The 19,962-nt window shown below is 74.9% G+C and carries 17 protein-coding genes; 9 read left to right on the top strand and 8 right to left on the bottom strand.

Features of this window, described 5'->3' with window-relative positions:
* The first annotated feature begins 177 nt into the window (after positions 1–177).
* The 7 genes from LQ51_RS17545 (at position 178) to glmM (ending at position 5,612) form a co-directional block, all read left to right on the top strand.
* Entirely contained in the window at positions 178–873 is a 696-nt protein-coding gene (locus LQ51_RS17545; protein WP_046567125.1) for a class I SAM-dependent methyltransferase, read from the top strand.
* Positions 874–962: 89 nt separating this feature from the next.
* Positions 963–1,223 (top strand): DUF6364 family protein, encoded by a 261-nt coding sequence (locus LQ51_RS17540; RefSeq protein ID WP_046567123.1) that lies wholly within the window; start codon positions 963–965, stop codon positions 1,221–1,223.
* Complete coding sequence (locus tag LQ51_RS17535; RefSeq protein ID WP_046567122.1) at positions 1,213–1,506, top strand: hypothetical protein; 294 nt, start codon at positions 1,213–1,215, stop codon at positions 1,504–1,506. Before LQ51_RS17540 ends, LQ51_RS17535 begins: the two co-directional genes overlap by 11 nt.
* 123 nt (positions 1,507–1,629) lie before the next feature.
* Positions 1,630–2,997, top strand: a complete 1,368-nt coding sequence (locus LQ51_RS17530; RefSeq protein ID WP_046567120.1) for a nitrate/nitrite transporter — start codon at positions 1,630–1,632, stop codon at positions 2,995–2,997.
* A gap of 209 nt (positions 2,998–3,206) precedes the next feature.
* Positions 3,207–3,650, top strand: coding sequence for a 50S ribosomal protein L13 (gene rplM, locus LQ51_RS17525; RefSeq protein WP_046567116.1), 444 nt, complete (start codon positions 3,207–3,209; stop codon positions 3,648–3,650).
* A gap of 20 nt (positions 3,651–3,670) precedes the next feature.
* Positions 3,671–4,135, top strand: coding sequence for a 30S ribosomal protein S9 (gene rpsI / locus LQ51_RS17520; protein ID WP_018784602.1), 465 nt, complete (start codon positions 3,671–3,673; stop codon positions 4,133–4,135).
* Between the two features lie 121 nt (positions 4,136–4,256).
* Positions 4,257–5,612, top strand: a complete 1,356-nt coding sequence (gene glmM, locus LQ51_RS17515; protein ID WP_046567112.1) for a phosphoglucosamine mutase — start codon at positions 4,257–4,259, stop codon at positions 5,610–5,612.
* 15 nt (positions 5,613–5,627) lie between these two features.
* Here glmM and LQ51_RS17510 read toward each other — a convergent pair whose 3' ends face one another.
* Both LQ51_RS17510 and LQ51_RS17505 read right to left on the bottom strand, forming a co-directional pair.
* On the bottom strand, positions 5,628–6,374 hold the full coding sequence (locus LQ51_RS17510) for an ABC transporter ATP-binding protein (protein WP_082159501.1): 747 nt from the start codon (positions 6,372–6,374) through the stop codon (positions 5,628–5,630).
* A gap of 2 nt (positions 6,375–6,376) precedes the next feature.
* Positions 6,377–9,202, bottom strand: a complete 2,826-nt coding sequence (locus tag LQ51_RS17505; RefSeq protein ID WP_046567110.1) for an ABC transporter permease — start codon at positions 9,200–9,202, stop codon at positions 6,377–6,379.
* Positions 9,203–9,298: 96 nt separating this feature from the next.
* On the opposite strand from LQ51_RS17505, the gene LQ51_RS17500 reads away from it, so the two are divergent.
* Positions 9,299–9,595: a hypothetical protein gene (locus LQ51_RS17500; RefSeq protein WP_046567108.1), complete on the top strand. Its 297-nt coding sequence runs from the start codon at positions 9,299–9,301 to the stop codon at positions 9,593–9,595.
* A 12-nt stretch (positions 9,596–9,607) separates the two neighbouring features.
* On the opposite strand, the gene LQ51_RS17495 is transcribed toward LQ51_RS17500, so the two are convergent.
* From LQ51_RS17495 to LQ51_RS17485, 3 genes are read right to left on the bottom strand one after another with little or no spacing between them, the layout of a single operon-like run.
* Complete coding sequence (locus LQ51_RS17495; RefSeq protein ID WP_046567107.1) at positions 9,608–12,430, bottom strand: ABC transporter permease; 2,823 nt, start codon at positions 12,428–12,430, stop codon at positions 9,608–9,610.
* Between the two features lie 13 nt (positions 12,431–12,443).
* On the bottom strand, positions 12,444–13,190 hold the full coding sequence (locus LQ51_RS17490) for an ABC transporter ATP-binding protein (protein ID WP_046567105.1): 747 nt from the start codon (positions 13,188–13,190) through the stop codon (positions 12,444–12,446).
* Between the two features lie 2 nt (positions 13,191–13,192).
* Positions 13,193–16,021, bottom strand: a complete 2,829-nt coding sequence (locus LQ51_RS17485; RefSeq protein WP_046567103.1) for an FtsX-like permease family protein — start codon at positions 16,019–16,021, stop codon at positions 13,193–13,195.
* Positions 16,022–16,119: 98 nt separating this feature from the next.
* Between LQ51_RS17485 and LQ51_RS17480 the strand changes: the two genes are divergently transcribed.
* On the top strand, positions 16,120–16,725 hold the full coding sequence (locus LQ51_RS17480) for a PadR family transcriptional regulator (protein ID WP_052744944.1): 606 nt from the start codon (positions 16,120–16,122) through the stop codon (positions 16,723–16,725).
* Positions 16,726–16,921: 196 nt separating this feature from the next.
* On the opposite strand, the gene LQ51_RS17475 is transcribed toward LQ51_RS17480, so the two are convergent.
* The 3 genes from LQ51_RS17475 to LQ51_RS31365 form a co-directional block, all read right to left on the bottom strand.
* Positions 16,922–18,031: a threonine aldolase family protein gene (locus tag LQ51_RS17475; protein WP_046567100.1), complete on the bottom strand. Its 1,110-nt coding sequence runs from the start codon at positions 18,029–18,031 to the stop codon at positions 16,922–16,924.
* A complete protein-coding gene (locus LQ51_RS17470; RefSeq protein WP_046567098.1) occupies positions 18,028–19,215 on the bottom strand; it encodes a pyridoxal phosphate-dependent aminotransferase in 1,188 nt (395 codons plus the stop codon). Before LQ51_RS17470 ends, LQ51_RS17475 begins: the two co-directional genes overlap by 4 nt.
* Before the next feature lie 48 nt (positions 19,216–19,263).
* Positions 19,264–19,962: MmpS family transport accessory protein (locus LQ51_RS31365; protein WP_231605786.1), on the bottom strand; the 699-nt coding region annotated here is incomplete at its 5' end.

Raw genomic sequence — 19,962 nt, 5'->3', positions numbered from 1 at the left:
CGCGTCGCCACGCGTGCACCCTCCGTCATGTCCGAAGAGCGTGCCGGTGGGCGGTTTCCGGTCCGGGTCCCTTCTGTTTCGGTCCTGTCAAGAGCGGCTCACACCGCACGGGAGTGACGGACCGGACCGGTGGGTTTAGAATGTGGGAAAACTGTCTCGAAATATGGGAGGCGCGCGATGGATGTGGCGGACGCGTTCGACGCGGTGGCGGGCAGCTACGACGAGGCGCGGCGGCGGCTGGTGCCCTGCTTCGACGCCTTCTACGGCACGGCGGTCGAGGTGGCCGCGCCGCCGCTGCGGGCGGCGCTCGCCGCCGGGCGTACCCCCGAGGTGCTGGACCTGGGCGCGGGCACCGGGCTGCTCTCCCTGCTGCTCGCCGCGGCGGTCCCGGGGGTGCGGCTGACCCTGCTCGACGCCGCGCCCGGGATGCTCGCGGTGGCCACCGGTCACCTGGCCGCCCGGGGTGCGCCGCACCGGACCGTGAACGCCGACCTGACCGACCCGCTGCCCGCCGGCCGCTACGACGCGGTGGTCTCCGCGCTGGCCATCCACCACCTCGACGACGACGGCAAGCGGGCGCTCTACCGGCGGGCGGCCGAGGCGCTGCGGCCCGGTGGGGTCTTCGTCAACGCCGAGCAGGTGGCCGGCCCGACCCCGGCGCTCGACCGCCGGTACGACGAGGTGTGGACCGCCCAGATCACCGCGCTCGGCTCGGACGCCGAGGAGATCGCCGGTGCCCGCGAGCGGATGCGGCACGACCGCCCGGCGTCGGTGCCGGACCAGCTCGACTGGCTCCGTGCGGCCGGCCTGGCCGACGTGGACTGTTTCTTCAAGTCCTGGCGCTTCGCGGTGCTCGGCGGCCGCCGCCCCTGACGGCGCCCGGGCGCGGGCCCGGTGTCCGGTTCGGCGGTGGGTGCGAGCGGGGATGACTGGCGGTCATACCAGTGGGTAATCTGTCCGGCATGACCGCCAAGGTGACGTTGTCGTTCTCCGACGAGACGATCGAGGAGGCGCGCCGGTTCGCCAAGCGGGAAGGGCTCTCCCTCTCCGCCTGGATGGACCAGGCCGCCCGGGAGAAGGCGCTGCGCGAGGTCTTCACCGCGCACGCCGCGGCGCTCGGCCGCGCCGGACTGGACCTCGAGTCCGCCGCGCTGGCCGACGCCCGGGAGGCCGCCATGGTCGACGACGCGCTCTTCGGCGGCGAGGGACCGCGTGCTGCGTAGGGGCGAGATCTGGCGCATCTCCGGCGCCCGGGAACGGCTCGGACTGGTGATCAGCTCCGACGTCTACAACTCCACCGAGGTGCCGATCGTGATCGTGGCCGAGGTGGTCGAGGAGGCGCTGCTGCGCGACTCGCCGCTCGCCGTCGCGATGGGCGGCTACGTGGTGATGCCCGACCGGCTCTCCTCGCCGATGAAGAAGTGGTTCACCGAGTGCGTGGACGTGGCCGACACTGAGACGATGCGGCGGGTCGGCCGGGCGCTGCGCATACTCCAGGAGCTCTGAGCCGGTTCACGACCGCCCCGCGGCGGACGTGCGATCTCCGTTGCCGAACCGACCCTCGACGGGCACGGCCGGGAAACCGCCCGTTCCTAGCGTCCCCCTCGTCGCCGACGAGGAGGAGCCGCCGTGAGCACGCTCGTGTCCCCCCGCACCCCGGCCGCCGCCGGCCACCGGGGCCCGATCACCGAATGGCGCCCCGAGGAGCCCGAGTTCTGGGCGACGACCGGCGCGCCGGTCGCCCGCCGCAACCTGTACGTCTCGATCTTCACCGAGCACGTCGGCTTCTCCGTGTGGAGCCTCTGGTCGGTGATGGTGCTCTTCCTCGGCCCGCAGTACGGCATCGACCCGGCCGGGAAGTTCCTGCTCACCGCCGTGCCGGCCGCGCTCGGGGCGGTGCTGCGGCTGCCGTACACGCTGGCCGTGGCCCGCTTCGGCGGGCGGAACTGGACCATCGTGAGCGCCCTGCTGCTGCTGGTGCCGGCGGTGCCCATGGCGGTGCTGATCGAGCCCGGGGTGTCGTACGCCACGCTCATGGTGCTGGCCTGCCTCACCGGGGTGGGCGGAGGCAACTTCGCCTCCTCGATGGCCAACATCAACCTGTTCTTCCCGGAGCGGCTCAAGGGCCGGGCGCTCGGGCTCAACGCCGGCGGCGGGAACCTCGGCGTGCCGGCCGTGCAGCTCGTCGGGCTGGCGGTGCTGGCCACCGCGGGCGCCGCGTACCCCCGGCTGGTGCCGGCGGTCTACCTGCCGCTGATCGTGCTCGCGGCGCTCGCCTCGGCGCGCTGGCTGGACAACATCCCCGGGGCGCGCAACGAGCCGGGCGCGCTGCGCGCGGCCGCCCGCGACCCGCACACCTGGGTGATGTCGCTGCTCTACATCGGCACCTTCGGCTCGTTCATCGGGTTCGGCTTCGCCTTCGGGCAGGTGCTTCAGCTCCAGTTCCACGACCGGTTCCCGACGCCGGTCGACGCCGCCTGGCTGACCTTCCTGGGGCCGCTGATCGGCTCGCTGATCCGGCCGCTCGGCGGCCAGCTCGCCGACCGGCTCGGCGGGGCCCGGGTCACCTTCTGGAACTTCGTGGCGATGGCCGCCGGCGCCGGGCTGGTGCTCTACGCCGCCCGGGACCGCTCCTTCCCGCTCTACCTGACCGGGTTCCTGGCGCTCTTCGTCTTCTCCGGGATCGGCAACGGGTCGACCTACAAGATGATCCCGGCGATCTTCCGGGCTCGGGCCATCATCGAGGCGGAGCTGACCGGGGACCGGGCGGCGGCCGACCGGCGGGCGCGGCGGCTCTCCGGGGCGCTGATCGGGATCGCCGGGGCGGTCGGCGCGTCCGGCGGGGTGCTGGTGAACGTGGCCTTCCGGCAGTCCTTCCTCGCCGCCGGCACCGCCGACGCCGCCTACCTGGCCTTCATCGGCTGGTACGCGCTCTGCTTCCTGGTGACCTGGGCGGTCTACCTGCGGCCGGGGCGGCGTAAGCTGGCCGGCGTGTGACCTCCGCCATGGGAGAGCCGCAGGCCACCCGGGGTGACACCCCGTTTTGACCTGCCGCCCGACGGCCGGGTATCGTTGCCTGCTGTTGTACGACATTCTTAGGCGTGCCGCATCAGGTACGCTTGGTCGTTCGTGCGCGCTGGTCCGGCTGGGAGCTCCTGGTCACCTCGGCGCGCGACCCCAGACCGACGACGAGACAAGGTAGACCTGTGCGTACGTACAGCCCGAAGCCGGGTGAGATCGAGCGTCAGTGGCACGTCATCGACGCCTCTGATGTCGTGCTGGGCCGCCTCGCGACCCACGCCGCCACGCTGCTGCGTGGCAAGCACAAGCCGACTTTCGCGCCGCACGTCGACACGGGCGACTTCGTCGTCATCGTGAACGCGGGCAAGGTCGCGCTGACCGGCAACAAGCGGCAGACCAAGATCGCTTACCGGCACTCCGGCTACCCGGGTGGTCTGAAGCAGGTCGGCTACGACGAGCTGCTGACCAAGCGGCCCGAGCGGGCCATCGAGCTGGCCGTGAAGGGCATGCTCCCGCACAACAAGCTGGGCCGTCAGCTGCTCAAGAAGCTGAAGGTCTACGCCGGTGCCGAGCACCCGCACGCCGCGCAGCAGCCGGTGCCGTTCGAGATCAAGCAGATCGCGCAGTGAGCGCGGGCGAAGGAAGCAGCATGACCGACATCACCGCCACCGAGGTCGCCCCCGAGGCCACCGAGGCGCCGGCGCCCGTCGCGCGCGCGCCCCGTGGCGACCGCCCGATCCAGACCGTGGGTCGGCGCAAGGAGGCCATCGTCCGGGTCCGCATCGTCCCCGGCACCGGCAAGATCACCTGCAACGGCCGTGACCTCGAGGCCTACTTCCCGAGCAAGGTGCACCAGCAGCTGATCAAGGACCCGCTGGTCACCGCCGAGAAGCCCGAGGCCTTCGACGTGATCGCCAACCTGCGGGGTGGCGGCACCACCGGCCAGGCCGGCGCGCTGCGCCTGGCCATCGCCCGGGCGCTGATCGTGAGCGAGCCGGACGACCGCCCGGCCCTCAAGAAGGCCGGCTTCCTGACCCGCGACGCCCGGGTCAAGGAGAGCAAGAAGTACGGCCTCAAGAAGGCCCGCAAGGCTCCTCAGTACTCGAAGCGCTGATCACCACCAGCGCCGTGTACTTCTGACGGACGGCCGGGTCCGCCTCCCCACCGCGGGAGGAGGACCCGGCCGTCCGTCTTTCTCCTCTCCTCAGCGGCAGTTCCATCGGAGGTTGGCGGGTATGGGCCGGTTGTTCGGCACGGACGGCGTACGCGGGCGGGCGAACGCGGATCTCACCCCGGAGTTGGCGCTCGCGGTCGCGGTGGCCGCCGCGCACACGCTGGCCGAGGCGGACCGGAGCCATCCGCCGCTGGCCGTGGTCGGCCGGGACACCCGGGCCAGCGGCGAGATGCTGGAGGCGGCCGTCGTCGCCGGCCTGACCAGCGCCGGCGCCAACGTGGTCCGGGTCGGCGTGCTGCCCACCCCGGCGGTGGCGTTCCTCACCGCCGAAATCAAGGCCGACCTGGGCGTGATGCTCTCCGCCTCGCACAACCCGATGCCGGACAACGGCATCAAGATCTTCGCCGCCGGTGGGCACAAGCTGCCCGACGAGATCGAGGCGCGGATCGAGGCGGCCGTCGAGGCGAACGCCACCACCGCCTGGGCGCGCCCCACCGGTGCCGGTGTCGGCCGGGTGAACGACCTGCTCGACGGCGCCGACCACTACGTCCAGCACCTGGTCGGCACCGTGCCGCACCGCCTCGACGGGATCAAGGTCGTGGTCGACTGCGCCAACGGCGCGGCGGCCGACGTCGCACCGGCCGCCTACCAGGAGGCCGGTGCCGAGGTGATCGCCATCCACGCCGAGCCGGACGGGCTCAACATCAACGACGAGTGCGGCTCCAACCACATCGAGGCGCTGCGCGCCGCCGTGGTCGAGCACGGCGCGCACCTGGGCATCGCCCACGACGGCGACGCCGACCGGTGCGTCGCGGTCACCGCCGACGGCGAGGAGGTCGACGGCGACCAGGTCATGGCGATCCTCGCCCTGGCCATGCGGGACGCCGGTGAACTGACCCAGGACACCCTGGTCGCCACCGTGATGAGCAACCTCGGCCTGCGGCTGGCCATGTCCGCCCAGGGCATCCGGCTGGTCGAGACCAAGGTCGGCGACCGGTACGTGCTGGAGGAGCTGCACGCCTCCGGCCTGGCGCTGGGCGGCGAGCAGAGCGGCCACATCGTGCTGCCCGCGTACGCCACCACCGGCGACGGGGTGCTGACCGGGCTGCACCTGATGGCGCGGATGGCCGCCACCTGCGCGTCCCTGGCCGAGCTGGCGTCCGTGGTCACCAAGCTGCCCCAGGTGCTGATCAACGTGCCGGTGGGGGACCGTACCGTGGGTGCCGCCGCGCCGGCCGTCCGCGCCGAGGTGGAGCGGGCCGAGGCCGAGCTGGGCGAGACCGGCCGGGTGCTGCTGCGCCCGTCCGGGACCGAGCCGCTGGTCCGGGTGATGGTCGAGGCCGCCACCGAGGCCACCGCCCGGTCGGTCGCCGAACGCATCGCCGAGCAGGTGCGTACCGCCAGCCCGGTCGGCTGAGCGGCACCGCGGCGGTCAGAGTCGCAGTCGGGAGGCCCGGTCGAACGTGTCGGCCGCGTCCTCGCCGTCGGTGAGGTCGACGTCCTCGACGATCCGGCCGTCGCCCAACCGGATCAGCCGGTCGCAGCGGGCGGCGATGGCCCGCTCGTGCGTGGCCAGCAGGATCGTCATGCCGTGCCGCTCGCGCAGCTCCAGCAGCAGGTCGAGGATCTGCGCGCCGGTGGTGGAGTCCAGGTTGCCGGTGGGCTCGTCGGCCAGCAGCAGGCGGGGCCGGCCCATCAGCGCCCGCGCGATGGCCACCCGCTGCTGCTGCCCGCCGGAGAGCTGGGCCGGCAGGGCCCGTTCCCGCCCGGCCAGGCCGACGGCGGCCAGCAGCTCGCGGGCCCGGGCCTGGTGGTCGGCCCGGCCGGGGCGGGGCAGCACCGGCGCGATCACGTTGTCCAGCACGGTCAGCGCCGGTAGCAGGTGGTAGCGCTGGAAGACGAAGCCGACCCGTTGCCGGTAGCGGGCCAGCGCGGCCCGGCGCAGCGCGGTGATCTCCACGTCGTCCACGGTGAGGCTGCCCCGGTCGGCCCGTTCGATCGCGCCGACCAGGTGCAGCAGCGTCGACTTGCCGGAGCCGCTCGGGCCGGTGAGCGCCGTCACGGAGCCGCTCGCGATCTCCAGCGACACCCCGTCGACGGCGGTGAGCCGTTCGGTGCCGGACCGGAACTCGCGGACCAGGTCGTCCGCGCGCACGGTGCTTCCGGTGGTCGGGTCCATGGTCACTCCTCGGCGAGCAGTTGGGCGGTGGGCAGCCGGCGGAGCAGGCCGGCCGGTACGAGCGCCGTGAGGCAGGTGACCAGCACCCCGGCCGCGGCGACCACCGCGGCCACGGCCACCAGCGCGGCCGGCAGGTCGCCGACGAGCCAGGCCGCGCCGCCGAGGCCGAGGCCGGCGCCGGTGAGCGCGCCGAGCCCACCGAGGAACAGGGCCTGGTAGCCGATCAGGCGGGCGAGATCGCCGTCGGTCCAACCGGTGGCCCGCAGGGTGGCCAGCTCGGTGGCCCGGTCGCGGACGTCCAGGTAGACGACGTCGGCGACGGCGGCGGCGCCGAGCAGCACGGTGGCCACGGCGGCCAGGGTGTCCGCGCCGCGCACGCTCAGCGACACGGTGTCGCCGAGCAGGCTGCCGACGACGGCCCCGCGGAAGGCGAAGGAGACGGCGCCGACCAGGGTGAGCGCGGCCACGCCGATGGCGAGCGCGGCGGCGCCGAGTGCGGTGCGTCCGGGCACACGGGCCAGGTTGACCACCGCCATCCCGGCGACGGTCCGCGTCCGGCGGGCGCGCAGGGCGCCGGCCACCGGCGGGCGCAGGGCGGCGGCCGGGTGGGCGCGCGCCGCCCGCAGCGCCGGCGCCAGGCCCGCGACCAGCGCCAGCACCAGGGCCACCGGTACGGCGAGCAGGGCTCGCCCCCAGTCGACGCCGATGCCGAGGGCGTGGCCGAGCGGCACGGCCAGGCCGACGGCGAGCAGCCCGGCGACCAGTCCGAGCGCGGCGACCTCGCCGAGGACGAGCGCGCCGATCCGGCGGGCCGGCCAGCCGAGACAGGCCAGCACGGCCAGCTCGGCCCGGCGGTCCCGGACGGCGGCGGTGACCGCGTTGCCGAGGAAGAGCGCACAGACCACGAGCACCAGCGCGAACAGCACGGCGCTCTTGCGGTCCACGGCCCGGGTGATGACCGAGGCGACGCCGAGGGCGGACCAGTTCTCGGTGAGCCGCAGGTCGGGGCGACCGAACGCGCCGGCGGGCAGGTCGACGGTCTGCGGGGCGGGGGAGGAGCCGAGGGTGATGTCGACGTCGAGGCCGGTGGTGGTGGCGATCCGCTCGGCGATCAGCCGGACCCGTTCGGCGGAGCGTTCGCTGTAGCCGTCCACGTCGGCCACCCGGACCCGGATCGCGCTGATCGGCGCGGTGCGTTGTGGACTGCTGCCGTTGGAGAGCAGGCCGGGCAGACTGGCGAGGCTGGTGAGCAGCAGCGGCGGTGCGGACAGGTAGCCGGCCGGGTTGCCGCTCGGCTCCAGCGGCCGTCCGCCCAACGCCGCGCGGCTGCGGTCGTCGGCCCCCGCCGCGCGCGGCGGCTCGTACGTCTCCAGCGGAACCCTGCCGAGGTCGCTGAACCCGGTCAGCTTCTCCGGGTCGAAGAGCCCGACGGCCTGCCACTGCCGGGCGTCCTGGGCGCCGCGTCCCAGCTGCAACTGGGTCAGCGGCCGGTAGCCGGTGTCCTCGCTGAGCCACGGCCGGGGCAGCGTGACCAGGTCCTGCGAGTCGCCGTACACGGCCGGGTCCGCGGGGGTCGGACGGACCCGCAGCGTGCGGTCGGGCGACTGGTCGTAGGCGGCCTGCCCCGGTTGCACCACGATCTGGAGTTGACCGTGACAGCAGGTGCGGGGGCCGAGTCCGGCGTCGAGCTGCGACCGGTACGCGCTCAACGCGTCCCGTTCCGTGCCGCCGGCCGGGGTCGCCGGCGCGCCGCGCAGCCGTGCGGCCAGCTCTCCGGGTGGCACGCCGGCGATGCTGCGGTTCAGCGGGAAGCGGGTGTAGGTGGCCCGGATCGCGCCGTCGAGGAACGGACGGCTGGTGGCGAGCACCGGCAGGGTCCGGCTGGACAGCCCGCCGCGCACCTTGGTCACCACGGTGGTGTCGGTGGTGGCGAGCGGCCGACCGGCGACCACCGCGTCGCCGAGGCCGACCAGTCGCTGCTCGGCCGCCGGGTCCACGGCGGCGAGCAGGAGCGGCACGGTGAGACGCACCGTGACCGTCAGGCGGGAGACCGGCGGGACGGGCTTGTCCGGCTCGGCGGTGGACCGCACCGTCGAGGGCAGGAAGCGGCCCCCGGGCAGCATCCGGAACGCCTCCACCTCCCACAGCTGTCGCTCGCTGAGGTCCTGCATCGCGTTGCCCTGCTCGACCTGGAGGTCGCAGATCGGCGCGGTACGCCCGCCGGGCAGCGTCTCGCGGGGCAGCAGCCCGCAGCCGTCGGTGTCGTAGGTCCGCCCGTCGGTGTAGCGCACCGCGTCCGGGTAGTACTCGTCGCCGATGATCGGATAGGCCAGCGGGTGCGTCGTCACGTACACGTAGGTGGGTTGGGCCGGGACGTGGCTGAGGCCGCGCTCGGCGAGGAACTCGCGGTCGATCCTGACGAGCTGCCGGTCCAGCGCCGGGTCGACCGCCTCGGTGACGTCGAGCGGCATCTCGATCGACGTGGTGGAGTAGCCGAGCATGGCGATCGGGGCGGCGACGTCCACCCCGTCGACGGCCTTGACCTGGTCGTACTGGGCGGTGGTGATGCCACCGTAGGTGCCGGAGAGGTAGTTGGGCCGGACCAGCCCGCGCTCCGCCTCCAGCGGGGTGCGGGTGCCCTTCGGCCGGACCAGGATGTCGTAGGCGGCGCGGGTGTTCCGCTCGACGGTGCCGGTGACGGCGAGCCGGGAGGTGGTGGTGGCGCCGGTGAGGACGACGAAACCGGTGGTGGCCACCAGTACGCCGACCAGCAGCGCCACCGACCGGCCGGCACGGCCGCGAAGCTGACCCCAGACGAACCCGACCATCGCGCCTCCCCGTGTGCTGAGCCCACTGTGCTCGATACATTGTCACAATGCAAGGCCCCTCCCGGGTGCCTGCCGCGAACCGGATCGGAGGAGACGGTGGCGATCCAGCACGCCGTCCTGACCCTGCTCGCCCGCGGGCCCAGCGGCCACCTCTTGCGGGAGCTGCGCAACCTCGACGGGTTGCGGCGCGGCGCCGACGATCCGGTGGTCCGGCTGCTGCTCTCGGCTGCCGGCCGGCACGTCGAGGCCGACCTGGCCTTCGTCGACGACGCCGAGGCGGCGCTGCTCGCCGACGGCGGCGCCACGCTCGCCGGCCTCGCCACCGAGGCCACCGCCCGGTCGGTCGCCGAACGCATCGCCGAGCAGGTGCGGACCGCCAGCTCGGTCGGCTGACCCCGGCCCGGCTCACTCCTGCGCCAGCAGCTGCGCGGTCGGTAGCCGACGCAGCAGCTGGGCGGGCACGAGCGCGGCCAGGCAGGTGATCAGCACGCCGGCCAGGGCGGCCAGCAGGGCGGCGGCGACCAGGGTGGCCGGCAGCTCGCCGACGAGCCAGGCCGCGCCGGCCAGCCCGAGGCCGGCGCCGGTGAGCGCGCCGAGACCACCGAGGAACAGGGCCTGGTAGCCGACGAGGCGGGTGAGGGCCCCGTCGGTCCAGCCGGTCGCCTGCAGGGCGGCCAGCTCGGTGGCGCGGTCCCGGACATCCAGGTAGAGCACGTCGCCTACGGCGGCCGCGCCGAGGAGCACGGTGGCCACGGCGGCGAGGGTGTCCGCGCCGCGTACGTCCAGCGACACCGTGTCGCCGAGCAGGCTGCCGACGATCGCGCCGCGGAAGGCGTAGCTGACCGCGATGACCAGCGTGAGCGAGGCGACGCCGATGGCCAGGGCGGCACCGCCGAGCAGGGTGCGGGCGGGCACGCGGGCCAGGTTGACCAGCGCCATTCCGGCGATGCTCCGGGTGCGGTGGGCGCGGAGAGTGCCGGTCACCAGCGGGCGCAGCGCGGCGGCGGGGTGGGCCCGGGCCGCGCGCAGCGCGGGGGCCAGCCCCGCGACCACGGCCAGCAGCAGCGCCACCGGTACGGCGACCAGCGCCCGCTGCCGCTGCACCTCGATGCCGAGGGCGTGGCCGAGCGGCACCGCGAGGCCGACGCCGAGCAGCCCGGCGGCCAGGCCGAGCGTGGCGACCTCACCGAGGATGAGCGCGCCGATCCGGCGGGCGGACCAGCCGAGGCAGGCCAGCACGGCGAGTTCGGCACGGCGGTCGCGGACGGCGGCCGTGACGGCGTTGCCGAGGAAGAGCGCGCAGACCACGAGGACCAGCGCGAACAGGACGGCGCTCTTGCGGTCGACGGCCTCCGTGATGACCGAGGCGACGCCGAGGGCGGACCAGTTCTCGGTCAGCCGCAGGTCGGGCCGGCCGAACGCGCCGGCGGGCAGGTCAACGGTCTGCGGGGCGGGCGAGGAACCGAGGGTGATGTCCACGTCCAGGCCGGTGGTGGTGGCGATCCGCTCGGCGATCAGGCGGACCCGCTCGGCCGCGCGCTCGCTGTAACCGTCCACGTCGGCCACCCGGACCCGGATCGCGCTGATCGGCGCCGCGCGTTGCCGGGCGGGCGCGGCGACCAGCAGCTCCGGGACGCTGGCCAGGTTGGTGAGCAGCAGCGGCGGCGCCGAGAGGTAGCCGCCGGGGCTGCCGTTGGGCAGCAACGGCCGGTCACCCAGAACACGCCGGCTGCGGTCGTCGCCGCCCTCGACGGTCGGCGGCTCGTACGTCTCCAGCGGGACCCGGGACAGGTCGTCGAACCCGGTCAACCGGAGCGGGTCGAACGTGCCGACCGGGCGCCAGCTGGGGGCGATGGCGCTGCCGCCGGGGCTCGTCGGCACCTGGCTGAGTGGCCGGAAGGACGTGTCGTCGGTGAGCCAGGACCGCTGCCGCTTGATCACGAACTCGGAGCCGTAGACCGACGGGTCGACCGCGACCGTGCGTGGCCGCAGGACGCCATCCGCTCCGGCGTCGTAGTCGACCGGGCCGGCCTGCAACAGCAGGTCGAGCACGCCGCCGCAACACTCGGCGGGGCGCTCGATCAGTTTCCGGATGTCCCCGAGGTAGCGGTCGGCGAAGTCCTCCCGCCCGCCGCCCGCCGGGGTGCCGGGAAGTGTGGCCAGGGTGGCGCCGACCCGGTCCGCCGGCAGGCCGGCTATCCGGGGCGGGACGAGGTGGCGGTACGTGGCCGAGACCGACCCGTCGACGAACGGACGGCTGGTGGCGAGGACGGGAAACTCGGTGGCGTGACCCCAGCCGTAGTCCACCCGGGCCGGCCGGCGATCCGCCGGCAGCGGCACGCCGTCCTGGATCGCCCCGTTCAACCCCACCAGCCGGTTCTCGGCCTCCGGGTCGACGGCGGCCAGCAGCATCGCGACGCTGATCCCGACCGGAAGCAGCAGCCGGTCGCTGGGCGCCGGCGCCTTGCCTCCGCGGGCCGCGCCGTACTGGAATCGCCCGTCCGGCCGCAGGTGGGCCGCGCTGAGCGAGGTCATGTCGAGTTCGGACATGGTCGACCCGGCCGCGCCGTCGGTCGCCACGGACAACGGGTCGCAGACCGGCAGCGAGCGCCCGTCCGGCTGGACCTCGCGTGGGACCGCGTACTCCCGTCCGCAGACGTCGATGGGGTACCGGTTGCCGTCGGTGTACCGGAGCGTCGGGCCGGGCGACGCGGAGAAGTCCGGAAAGATCAACGGACGCTTCGTCAGGTAGAGGTATTGGGGTTTGGCCCGCCCGACGGACTTGCCCCGGTCCGTGGCGAAGGTCAGGTCGACCCGGATGACCTGCCGGTCCAGGGCGGGGTTGACCGCGCCGGTGAGGTCGAGCGAGCCGCTGACGACCTGGTCGGCGTGGCCGAGCATCGCGATGGGCGCGGCCACCTCGATCCCCGGCACGGCCTTGACCTGGTCGTACTGCGCCGTGGTGATGCCGCCGAAGAGCCCGGAGAGGTAGTTGGGCCGGACCAGCCCGCGCTGCGCCTCCAGCGGGGTGCGGCTGCCCGTGGGACGGACGAGGATGTCGTAGGACGCACGGGTGTGCCGTTCGAGGCTGCCCTTCACGGCGAGCCGCGAGGTGGTGGTCGCCTCGGTGAGGACGACGAAACCGGTGGTGGCCACCAGCACGCCGGCCAGCAGCGCCACCGTACGACCGGGGCGTCCACGAAGTTGGCGCCAGATGAACCGGAACATCCGATCCCCTCGGCTAGAGACGCAGCCGGGAGGCGCGGTCGAGGGTGTCGGCCGGGTCCTCCCCGTCGGTGAGGTCGATGTCCTCCACGAGCTTGCCGTCGGCGAGGCGGATCAGGCGGTCGCACCGGGCGGCGATGGCCCGTTCGTGGGTCGCCAGCAGGACCGTCATGCCGTGCCGGTCGCGCAGGTCGAGCAGCAGGTCCAGGATCTGGGTGCCGGTCGTCGAGTCGAGGTTCCCGGTCGGCTCGTCGGCCAGCAGGAGCCGGGGCGCGCCCATCAGCGCGCGGGCGATCGCCACCCGCTGCTGCTGGCCGCCGGAGAGCTGGGCGGGCAGGGCGCGTTCCCGGCCGGCGAGCCCGACCGCCTCCAGCAGCTCCCGGGCGCGGACCGCGTGGTCGGCGCGGCCCCGGCGGGGCAGCACCGGCGCGATCACGTTGTCCAGCACGGTCAGCGCCGGCAGCAGGTGGTAGCGCTGGAAGACGAAACCGACCCGCTGCCGGTAGCGGGCCAGCGCGGCCCGGCGCAGGCCGGTGACCTCCACGTCGTCCACCGTCACCGTGCCGCGGTCCGCCTGCTCGATCGCACCGATCAGGTGCAGCAGGGTGGACTTGCCCGAGCCGCTCGGCCCGGTCAGCGCCACCACCGATCCCGGCGCGATCTCCAGCGACACGTCGTCGACGGCGGTGAGCCGCTCGGTGCCGCTGCGGAACTGCCGGACCAGCCCGGCGGTGCGCACCGTACTGCCCGTCGTCGCATCCATGGTCACTCCTCTGCCAGCAGTCGTGCGGTGGGAAGGCGGCGCAGCAGCGCGGCCGGGACGAGCGCCGCCAGGCAGGTGACCAGCACGCCCGCCGCCGCCACGGTGGCCGCCACCCGGAGCAGCGCCGCCGGCAGCTCGCCGACCAGCCCGGCCGCGCCGGCGAGTCCCAGGCCCGCGCCGGTGACCGCGCCGAGCGCGCCGAGCAGGAAGGCCTCGTAGCCGACCAGGCGGCCCAGCGCCGCGTCCGTCCAGCCGGTGGCGCGCAACGTGGCCAGCTCGGCGCCCCGGTCGCGGATGTTCAGGTAGAGCACGTCGGCGACCGCCGCGGCGCCGAGCAGCACCGTGGCCACGGCCGCCAGGGTGTCGGCGCCGCGCACACCCAGCGACACGGTGTCGCCGAGCAGGCTGCCCACGATGGCGCCGCGGAAGGCGTACGTGGCGGCGGCCACCACGGTCAGCGCGGCCACCCCGATGGCCAGCGCCCCCGCGCCGAGCAGGGTGCGGCCGGGCGTGCGGACCAGGTTCGCCAGGGCCAGGCCGGGCAGGGTGCGCGGCCGGCGTACCCAGCGCGCGGTGGCCACCGGCGGACGCAGCGCGGCGGCCGGGTGGGCGCGCGCCGCCCGCCGCGCGGGGGCCAGGCCGGCGGCCAGCGCCAGCAGAAGCGCCACCGGTACGGCGAGCGCCGCCCGCCGCCAGTCGACGCCGATGCCGAGGGCGGCGCCGAGCGGCACGGCCAGCCCGAGCGACAGCAGCCCGGCGGCGAGGCCGAGCAGGGCCACCTCGCCGAGAACGAGCGCGCCGATCCGGCGGGCCGGCCAGCCGAGGCAGGCCAGCACCGCCAGTTCGGCGCGGCGGTCCCGGACGGCGGCGGAGACGGCGTTGCCGAGGAAGAGCACACAGACCACCAGCACCAGCAGGAACAGCACGGCGCTCTTGCGGTCCACCGCCCGCACGATGGTGGAGGCGACGCCGAGCGCCGACCAGTTCTCGGTCAGCCGCAGGTCGGGGCGGCCGAACGCGCCGGCCGGCAGCGCCACGGTCTGCGGGGCGGCCGAGGAGCCCAGCGTGATGTCGACGTCCAGGCCGGTGGCCCGGTTGATCTGCTCGGCGATCAGGCGCACCCGTTCCGCGGCCCGCTCGCTGTAACCGTCCACGTCGGCGACCCGCACCCGGATCGCGCTGATCGGCGCGGCGCGTTGCGGGCTGTTGCCGTCCTCCAGCAGCTTCGGCACGCCGGCGAGGTTGACGAGCACCAGTGGCGGCACGGAGAGGTAGCCGGCCGGGTTGCCGCTCGGCTCCAAGGGCTGGCCGCCGAGCGCCGCGCGGCTGCCTTCGTCCGCGCCCTCGGCGCGCGGCGCCCCGTACGTCTCCAGCGGGACCGTGCCCAGGTCGCTGAAGCCGGCCAGCTTCTCCGGGTCGAACCCGCCGACGGCCTGCCACTGGTGGTACCGGGTGGTCGCGCCGCCCTCCTTCCCGGCGAGGGCCCGGACCGGCCGGAAGCCGGTGTCCTCGGCCAGCCAGGGGCGGGGCAGGAAGTTGAAGGTGAACTGGGTGCCGTACACCGCCGGGTCGGCGGGCGGGACCGGGTCGGCGCGCAGGGTGCCGTCCGGCAGCTCGCGGTAGGTCGTCGGCCCCGCCTGGATGATCCGCTGGAGCTGGCCCCGGCAGCAGCCGTCCGTGGCGAGCCCTTGCGCGAGCTGGGCGCGGTAGGCGGCGGCGGCGTCGACGGTGCCGGTGCCGGCCGGCGTCCCGGTGGCCCGGCCCAGGGTCTGTTCGAGGTCGATGGGCGGCACGGTGGTCGGCTGGACCGTGGTCAGCCGGGTGTACCGGGCGCGGACCGCGCTGTCGAAGAAGGGACGGCTGGTGATCAGCGCCGGCGCGGTACGGGTGAGCAGGGTGCCGCCGCGGCTCTCGGTGACCGGGTCGTCGGCCCGGAGCGGTCGCCCGCTGGTCACGGCGGCGTCCAGGCCCACGAGCTGGTTCTCGGCGACGGGATCGACGGCGGCGACCAGCAACGGCACGGTCAGCTGGTAGGTGAGCAGCAGGCGGTCGGTGGTGGTAGGCGCGTTGTCCGCCTCGAGCAGGCCGTCGGCCGTCTCGAACCGGCCGTCGGGCAGCAGCCGCGCCGCGGTCACGCCCCACACCTGCCGCTCGGAGAGGGTGGCCGGGCTGGCCTGGAGCCCGCCGAACATCGGATCGCAGATCGGGCGGCTCTGCCCGCCCGGCAGCACCTCCCGCGGGGCGGCCCCGCACAGGTCGTCCCACGGGTACGACCGGCCGTCGGTGTACGGCGTCGCCGGCTCGTTGAGGTTGCCGTCGAAGCGGGGGTAGATGAGGCGGTGCTTCGTCACGTACACGTAGCGCGGCTTGGCCGGCGCGGTGGAGAGGCCGCGTTCGGCCACGAAGGTGGGTTCGACGCGGATCACCTGGCGGTCCAGGCCCCGGTCCACGGCGTCGGTGAGGTCGAACGACAGGGGCACCGGCGCGGTGGAGTGGCCCAGCATCGCGATGGGCGCGGCCACCTCGACGCCGCCCACCGCCTTGACCTGCTCGTACTGTGCCGTGGTGATGCCGCCGAAGAGGCCGGAGAGGTAGTTGGGGCGGACCAGCCGCCGGTCGACCTCGAGCGGGGTGCGCGCCCCCTTGGGCCGGACCAGGATCTGGTAGGCCGCCGCGGTGTTCCGCTCGACGATGCCCGTGACGGCCAGCCGGGACGTGGTGGTGGCGCCGGTCAGCACGACGAAGCCGGTGGTCGCCACCAGTACGCCGACCAGCAGCGCCACCGACCGTCCGGCACGGCCGCGCAGTTGCCCCCAGACCAGATGGAACATGTCGCGCCTCCCCGTGTGCTGCCCACACTGTGCGCGATACATTGTCACAATGCAAGGCTCCACCCGGACGGCTGTCCGGAAGCGGATCGGAGGAGACGGTGGCGATCCAACACGCGGTCCTGGCTCTGCTCGCCCGCGGCCCCAGCTACGGCTACGAGCTGAAGAGCGCCTTCGAGGCGGCGGTCGGCCCGCAGTGGGGCCCACTCAACATCGGGCACCTCTACCAGATCCTCGACCGGCTCTCCCGGGACGAGCTGGTGGTGGCCGAGCGGCACGCCCAACCGGTGAAGCCGGACCGGGTGGTCTACGAGATCACCGAGGCCGGCCGGGCCGAGCTGGACCGCTGGCTCGCCGAACCGAGCCCGCGCAGCGGCGGCTTCCGGGACGACTTCTTCCTGAAGCTCACCGCCGCCGCCCGGTCCGGCGCGGCGGCGACCGTACGCACCGTCCTCACCAACCAGCGCGGCCACCTGATGCGCGAGCTGCGCAACCTCGACGGCCTGCGCCGCCGGACCGACGATCCGGTGGTCGGGCTGCTGCTCGCGGCGGCGAGCCGGCACGTCGAGGCGGACCTCGCCTTCGTCGACGACGCCGAGGCGGTGCTGCTGGCCGACGGCGGCGCGCTGCTCGCCACGCTCACCGGCAACCCGTCCGTGGCCAGCGCGCCGCGCCCGGCGAGCGGTCCCGCCCAGGCCGCCGGCTGACCGCGGACGCGGCCCGCCGGGTCCCCGGGGCCGTCGGGTCGGGTCCGCCGGGCCAGGTTCGCCGGGCTTGCCGGGCCGCTCCCGGGCCGCTGCCGGGCCTCCGCAGGGCCGGTCCGGCGGGTCTCCCTGAGCGGGTCCGGCGGGCGGGCCCGCCGGGGTCTCGACGGCCGGACCGGCGGACCGGCGTGGGTGTGCGTCAGGTGGGCGGAAGCCGGCGGAGGAACCGGTCGGCCAGGTCGAGGACCTGGTCGGGGCCCAAGTCCAGGGCCGGGCCGGCGACGGTCACCTCGGCCAGCGCCAGGCCGGGCACCTCGGTGTCCCGCCAGCCGGCGACGAACCAGGCCCGCTCCTCCTCGGCGAGGGCGAGGTTGGCCGCGTTGAGTGCCTCCGCCGGATGCGGCAGCCAGAGCCGGAACTGATGGGTGTGCGGGGGAGCCGGATGGACCCGCGCGCCGGGCAACGCGGCCAGCGCGCCGGCGACCACCCTCGCGTGGGCCACGTACCCGGGCAGCCGGGGCAGTTCGCGCGCCAGCCCGCCGAGCGCGGCCAGCGCGGCCGGCCACTGCTGGAACAGGTTCCCGCCGTACCGGTGCCGCCAGGCGCGGGCGTACCGGGCCAGCCCGGCGTCGCCGGCCAGGGCCGCGCCCGAGTGGCCGCCCAGGGACTTGTAGAACGAGACGTACGTGCTGTCGGCCAGGGCCGCGATCTCGGCCGTCGAACGTCCGAGGTGGACGGTGGACTCCCAGAGCCGGGCCCCGTCGAGGTGCACCCGGGCCCCGTGCTGCCGGGCCGCGCCGACCACCGCCACCAGCTCGTCCCAGGTCGGCAGCACGAACCCGGCGTCGCGCAGCGGAAGCTCCAGCAGCAGCGTGCCGATCGGCTCGTCGAGCGCGGCCACCTCCTCGGCCGTCGGGTTGCGGGGCGCCACGGTGGTCCGCACCGCCCGCAGGCCGCCGAGCACCGCGTACGCGTCCCGCTCGTGCAGCAGCGGGTGGCTGAGCGGGTGCAGGCCGACGGTGTCCCGGCCGGTCAGCTCGGCGCCGAAGCGCATCGCCACCTGCTGGGCCATCGTCCCGGTGGGAAAGAAGACTGCCGCCTCGGCGCCGAGCAGCTCGGCGACCCGGCCCTCCAGCTCCTCGACCGCCCCACCCTCGCCGTAGCTGTCCGGCAGCGCGTCGTCGCCGGCCACGGCGCCGAGCACCGCCAGCTGCTCCGGCACCGAGGCCGGCCGGGTGCCGGAGAGCATCGTGTCGCAGCCGCGCTGCGCGCTGATCCGGCGCAGCCGGTCGGCGTACCCGTCGGTCACCGGCCCTCCTTCAGCTCGCGCAGCCGGGCGACGGCCTCGGTGAGCACCTCGGGACGCTTGCAGAAGGCGAACCGGATCAGCCGCCGCCCCGCCTCCGCGTCGTCGTAGAAGACCTGGGTCGGCACGGCCACCACCCCGCACCGCTCCGGCAGCGACCGGCAGAACTCCACCCCGTCCCGCCCGCCGAGCCGGGTCACGTCGGCGGTGACGAAGTAGGTGCCCTCCGGGGCGAGCACGTCGAACCCGGCGTCCACCAGGCCGGCGACGAGCCGGTCGCGGCGGCGTTGCAGGCCGTCCCGGAAGTCGGTGAAGTAGGCGTCCGGCAGGGCGAGTGCCACCGCGACGGCGGGTTGCAGCGGCCCGGCGTTGACGAAGGTGAGGAACTGCTTCACTCGCAGCACCGCGCCGACCAGCGGCGCGGGGCCGCTCACCCAGCCGACCTTCCAGCCGGTGCAGGAGAACGTCTTGCCGGCCGAGGAGATCCGCAGCGTCCGCTCGCGCATGCCGGGCAGCGTGGCCAGCGGCACGTGCGGCGCGGCGGCGTCGGTGAAGACCAGGTGCTCGTACACCTCGTCGGTGACCGCGTACGTGTCGTGCTCCTGGCACAGCTCGGCGACCAGCGCCAATTCGTCCGGGGTGAACACCTTGCCGGTCGGGTTGTGCGGCGAGTTGAGCAGCACCAGCCGGGTCCGCGGCCCGAACGCGGCGCGCAGCTCGGCCGGGTCGAAGGCGTACCGGCCGTCGGCGCCGGGGCGCAGCGTGACCGGCCGCCGGACCGCGCCGGCCAGGGCGATCGAGGCCGCGTACGAGTCGTAGTAGGGCTCGAAGCAGACGACCTCGTCGCCGGGCTCGCAGAGGGCGAGGATGGTCGCGGCGATCGCCTCGGTGGCGCCCGCCGTCACCACGATCTCGCCGTCCGGGTCGTACGCCAGCCCCCAGAACCGCTGCTGGTGGGCCGCGACGGCCGCGCGCAGGGCCGAGATCCCCGGGCCCGGCGGGTACTGGTTGTGGCCGGAGCGCAGCGCCTCGGCGGCGGCCGCGAGCATCTCCGGCGGGCCGTCGGTGTCCGGGAAACCCTGCCCGAGGTTGACCGCGCCGGTGCGGACGGCCAGCGCGGACATCTCGGCGAAGATGGTGGTGCCGAACGGCCGCATCCGGGCCACCAGCGGATCGGTCGTGCTCACGCCGGCCAGCCTACGGGCCGGCGCGGATGCCGCACGACCGCCCGGTCGTCACGAGCCGAAGCAGCTCGCCATCCCGCCCGTCGCACTCGAATCCCGGGAGACGACCGTGCCGTTGATGGTGATCCGGCAGGTCACCCCGTCGTTGCGCTGGTCGGCGGCCAGGGCGACGATCTGCACCTGCTTCCGGTCGTTGGCGGTGAACGCCAGCCGCCAGGGCGGCGCCACCCGGTTGGCGGTGCGGAAGACGCCATCGGCGTCGTAGAACTGGACGTTCGCCGGGCCCGTGCCGGTGACCTCGTACCGCACCGTGAACCGGCCGGGCCCGCCGGAGGGGGTGGTGGCCGGGGCCGGTCCCGCCTCCTCGGCCGGGTCGTCGGTCGGGACGGCGTCGGGCTCGTCGAACTGCGGGTGGTACGGCTCGCCGGAGGCGCCCGGGTCGTCCAGGACGCTGCCGAGCACGCCCAGCCCGATGCAGCCGCAGAAGGCGAGCACCACGGCGACGACCACGGTCACCACGACGGCCACCACCCACCCGCCGGCGGAGCGGCCCGGCGCCGGCGTGGGGGGCGCGTACGGCGGCGGGTAGCCGGCCGGGGGCCAGCCCGAACCGGGCGCGCCGCCGGTCCAGACCGGCACGGGCGGGCCGCCACCGGAGGCCGGCGGCGGGCCGGCCGGAGCACCCGGACCGCCCGGCCCCGGTGTGGGCCAGCCGCCCGCTGCCGGTGTGGGCCAGCCGCCCGGCCCCGG

The sequence above is a fragment of the Micromonospora sp. HK10 genome (assembly GCF_000982955.1).
GTDB lineage: Bacteria > Actinomycetota > Actinomycetes > Mycobacteriales > Micromonosporaceae > Micromonospora.
Note: the sequence above shows the minus strand (reverse complement) of the source record. Positions and strands in the feature narration are given on the sequence as shown.

Bases quoted from the DNA above. Each gene is read 5' to 3' on its own strand.
- LQ51_RS17545 (WP_046567125.1), top strand. From the start codon at position 178: ATGGATGTGGCGGACGCGTTCGACGCGGTGGCGGGCAGCTACGACGAG.
- LQ51_RS17540 (WP_046567123.1), top strand. From the start codon at position 963: ATGACCGCCAAGGTGACGTTGTCGTTCTCCGACGAGACGATCGAGGAG.
- rpsI (WP_018784602.1), top strand. From the start codon at position 3,671: ATGACCGACATCACCGCCACCGAGGTCGCCCCCGAGGCCACCGAGGCG.
- glmM (WP_046567112.1), top strand. From the start codon at position 4,257: ATGGGCCGGTTGTTCGGCACGGACGGCGTACGCGGGCGGGCGAACGCG.
- LQ51_RS17510 (WP_082159501.1), bottom strand. From the start codon at position 6,374: ATGGACCCGACCACCGGAAGCACCGTGCGCGCGGACGACCTGGTCCGC.
- LQ51_RS17505 (WP_046567110.1), bottom strand. From the start codon at position 9,202: ATGGTCGGGTTCGTCTGGGGTCAGCTTCGCGGCCGTGCCGGCCGGTCG.
- LQ51_RS17495 (WP_046567107.1), bottom strand. From the start codon at position 12,430: ATGTTCCGGTTCATCTGGCGCCAACTTCGTGGACGCCCCGGTCGTACG.
- LQ51_RS17490 (WP_046567105.1), bottom strand. From the start codon at position 13,190: ATGGATGCGACGACGGGCAGTACGGTGCGCACCGCCGGGCTGGTCCGG.
- LQ51_RS17485 (WP_046567103.1), bottom strand. From the start codon at position 16,021: ATGTTCCATCTGGTCTGGGGGCAACTGCGCGGCCGTGCCGGACGGTCG.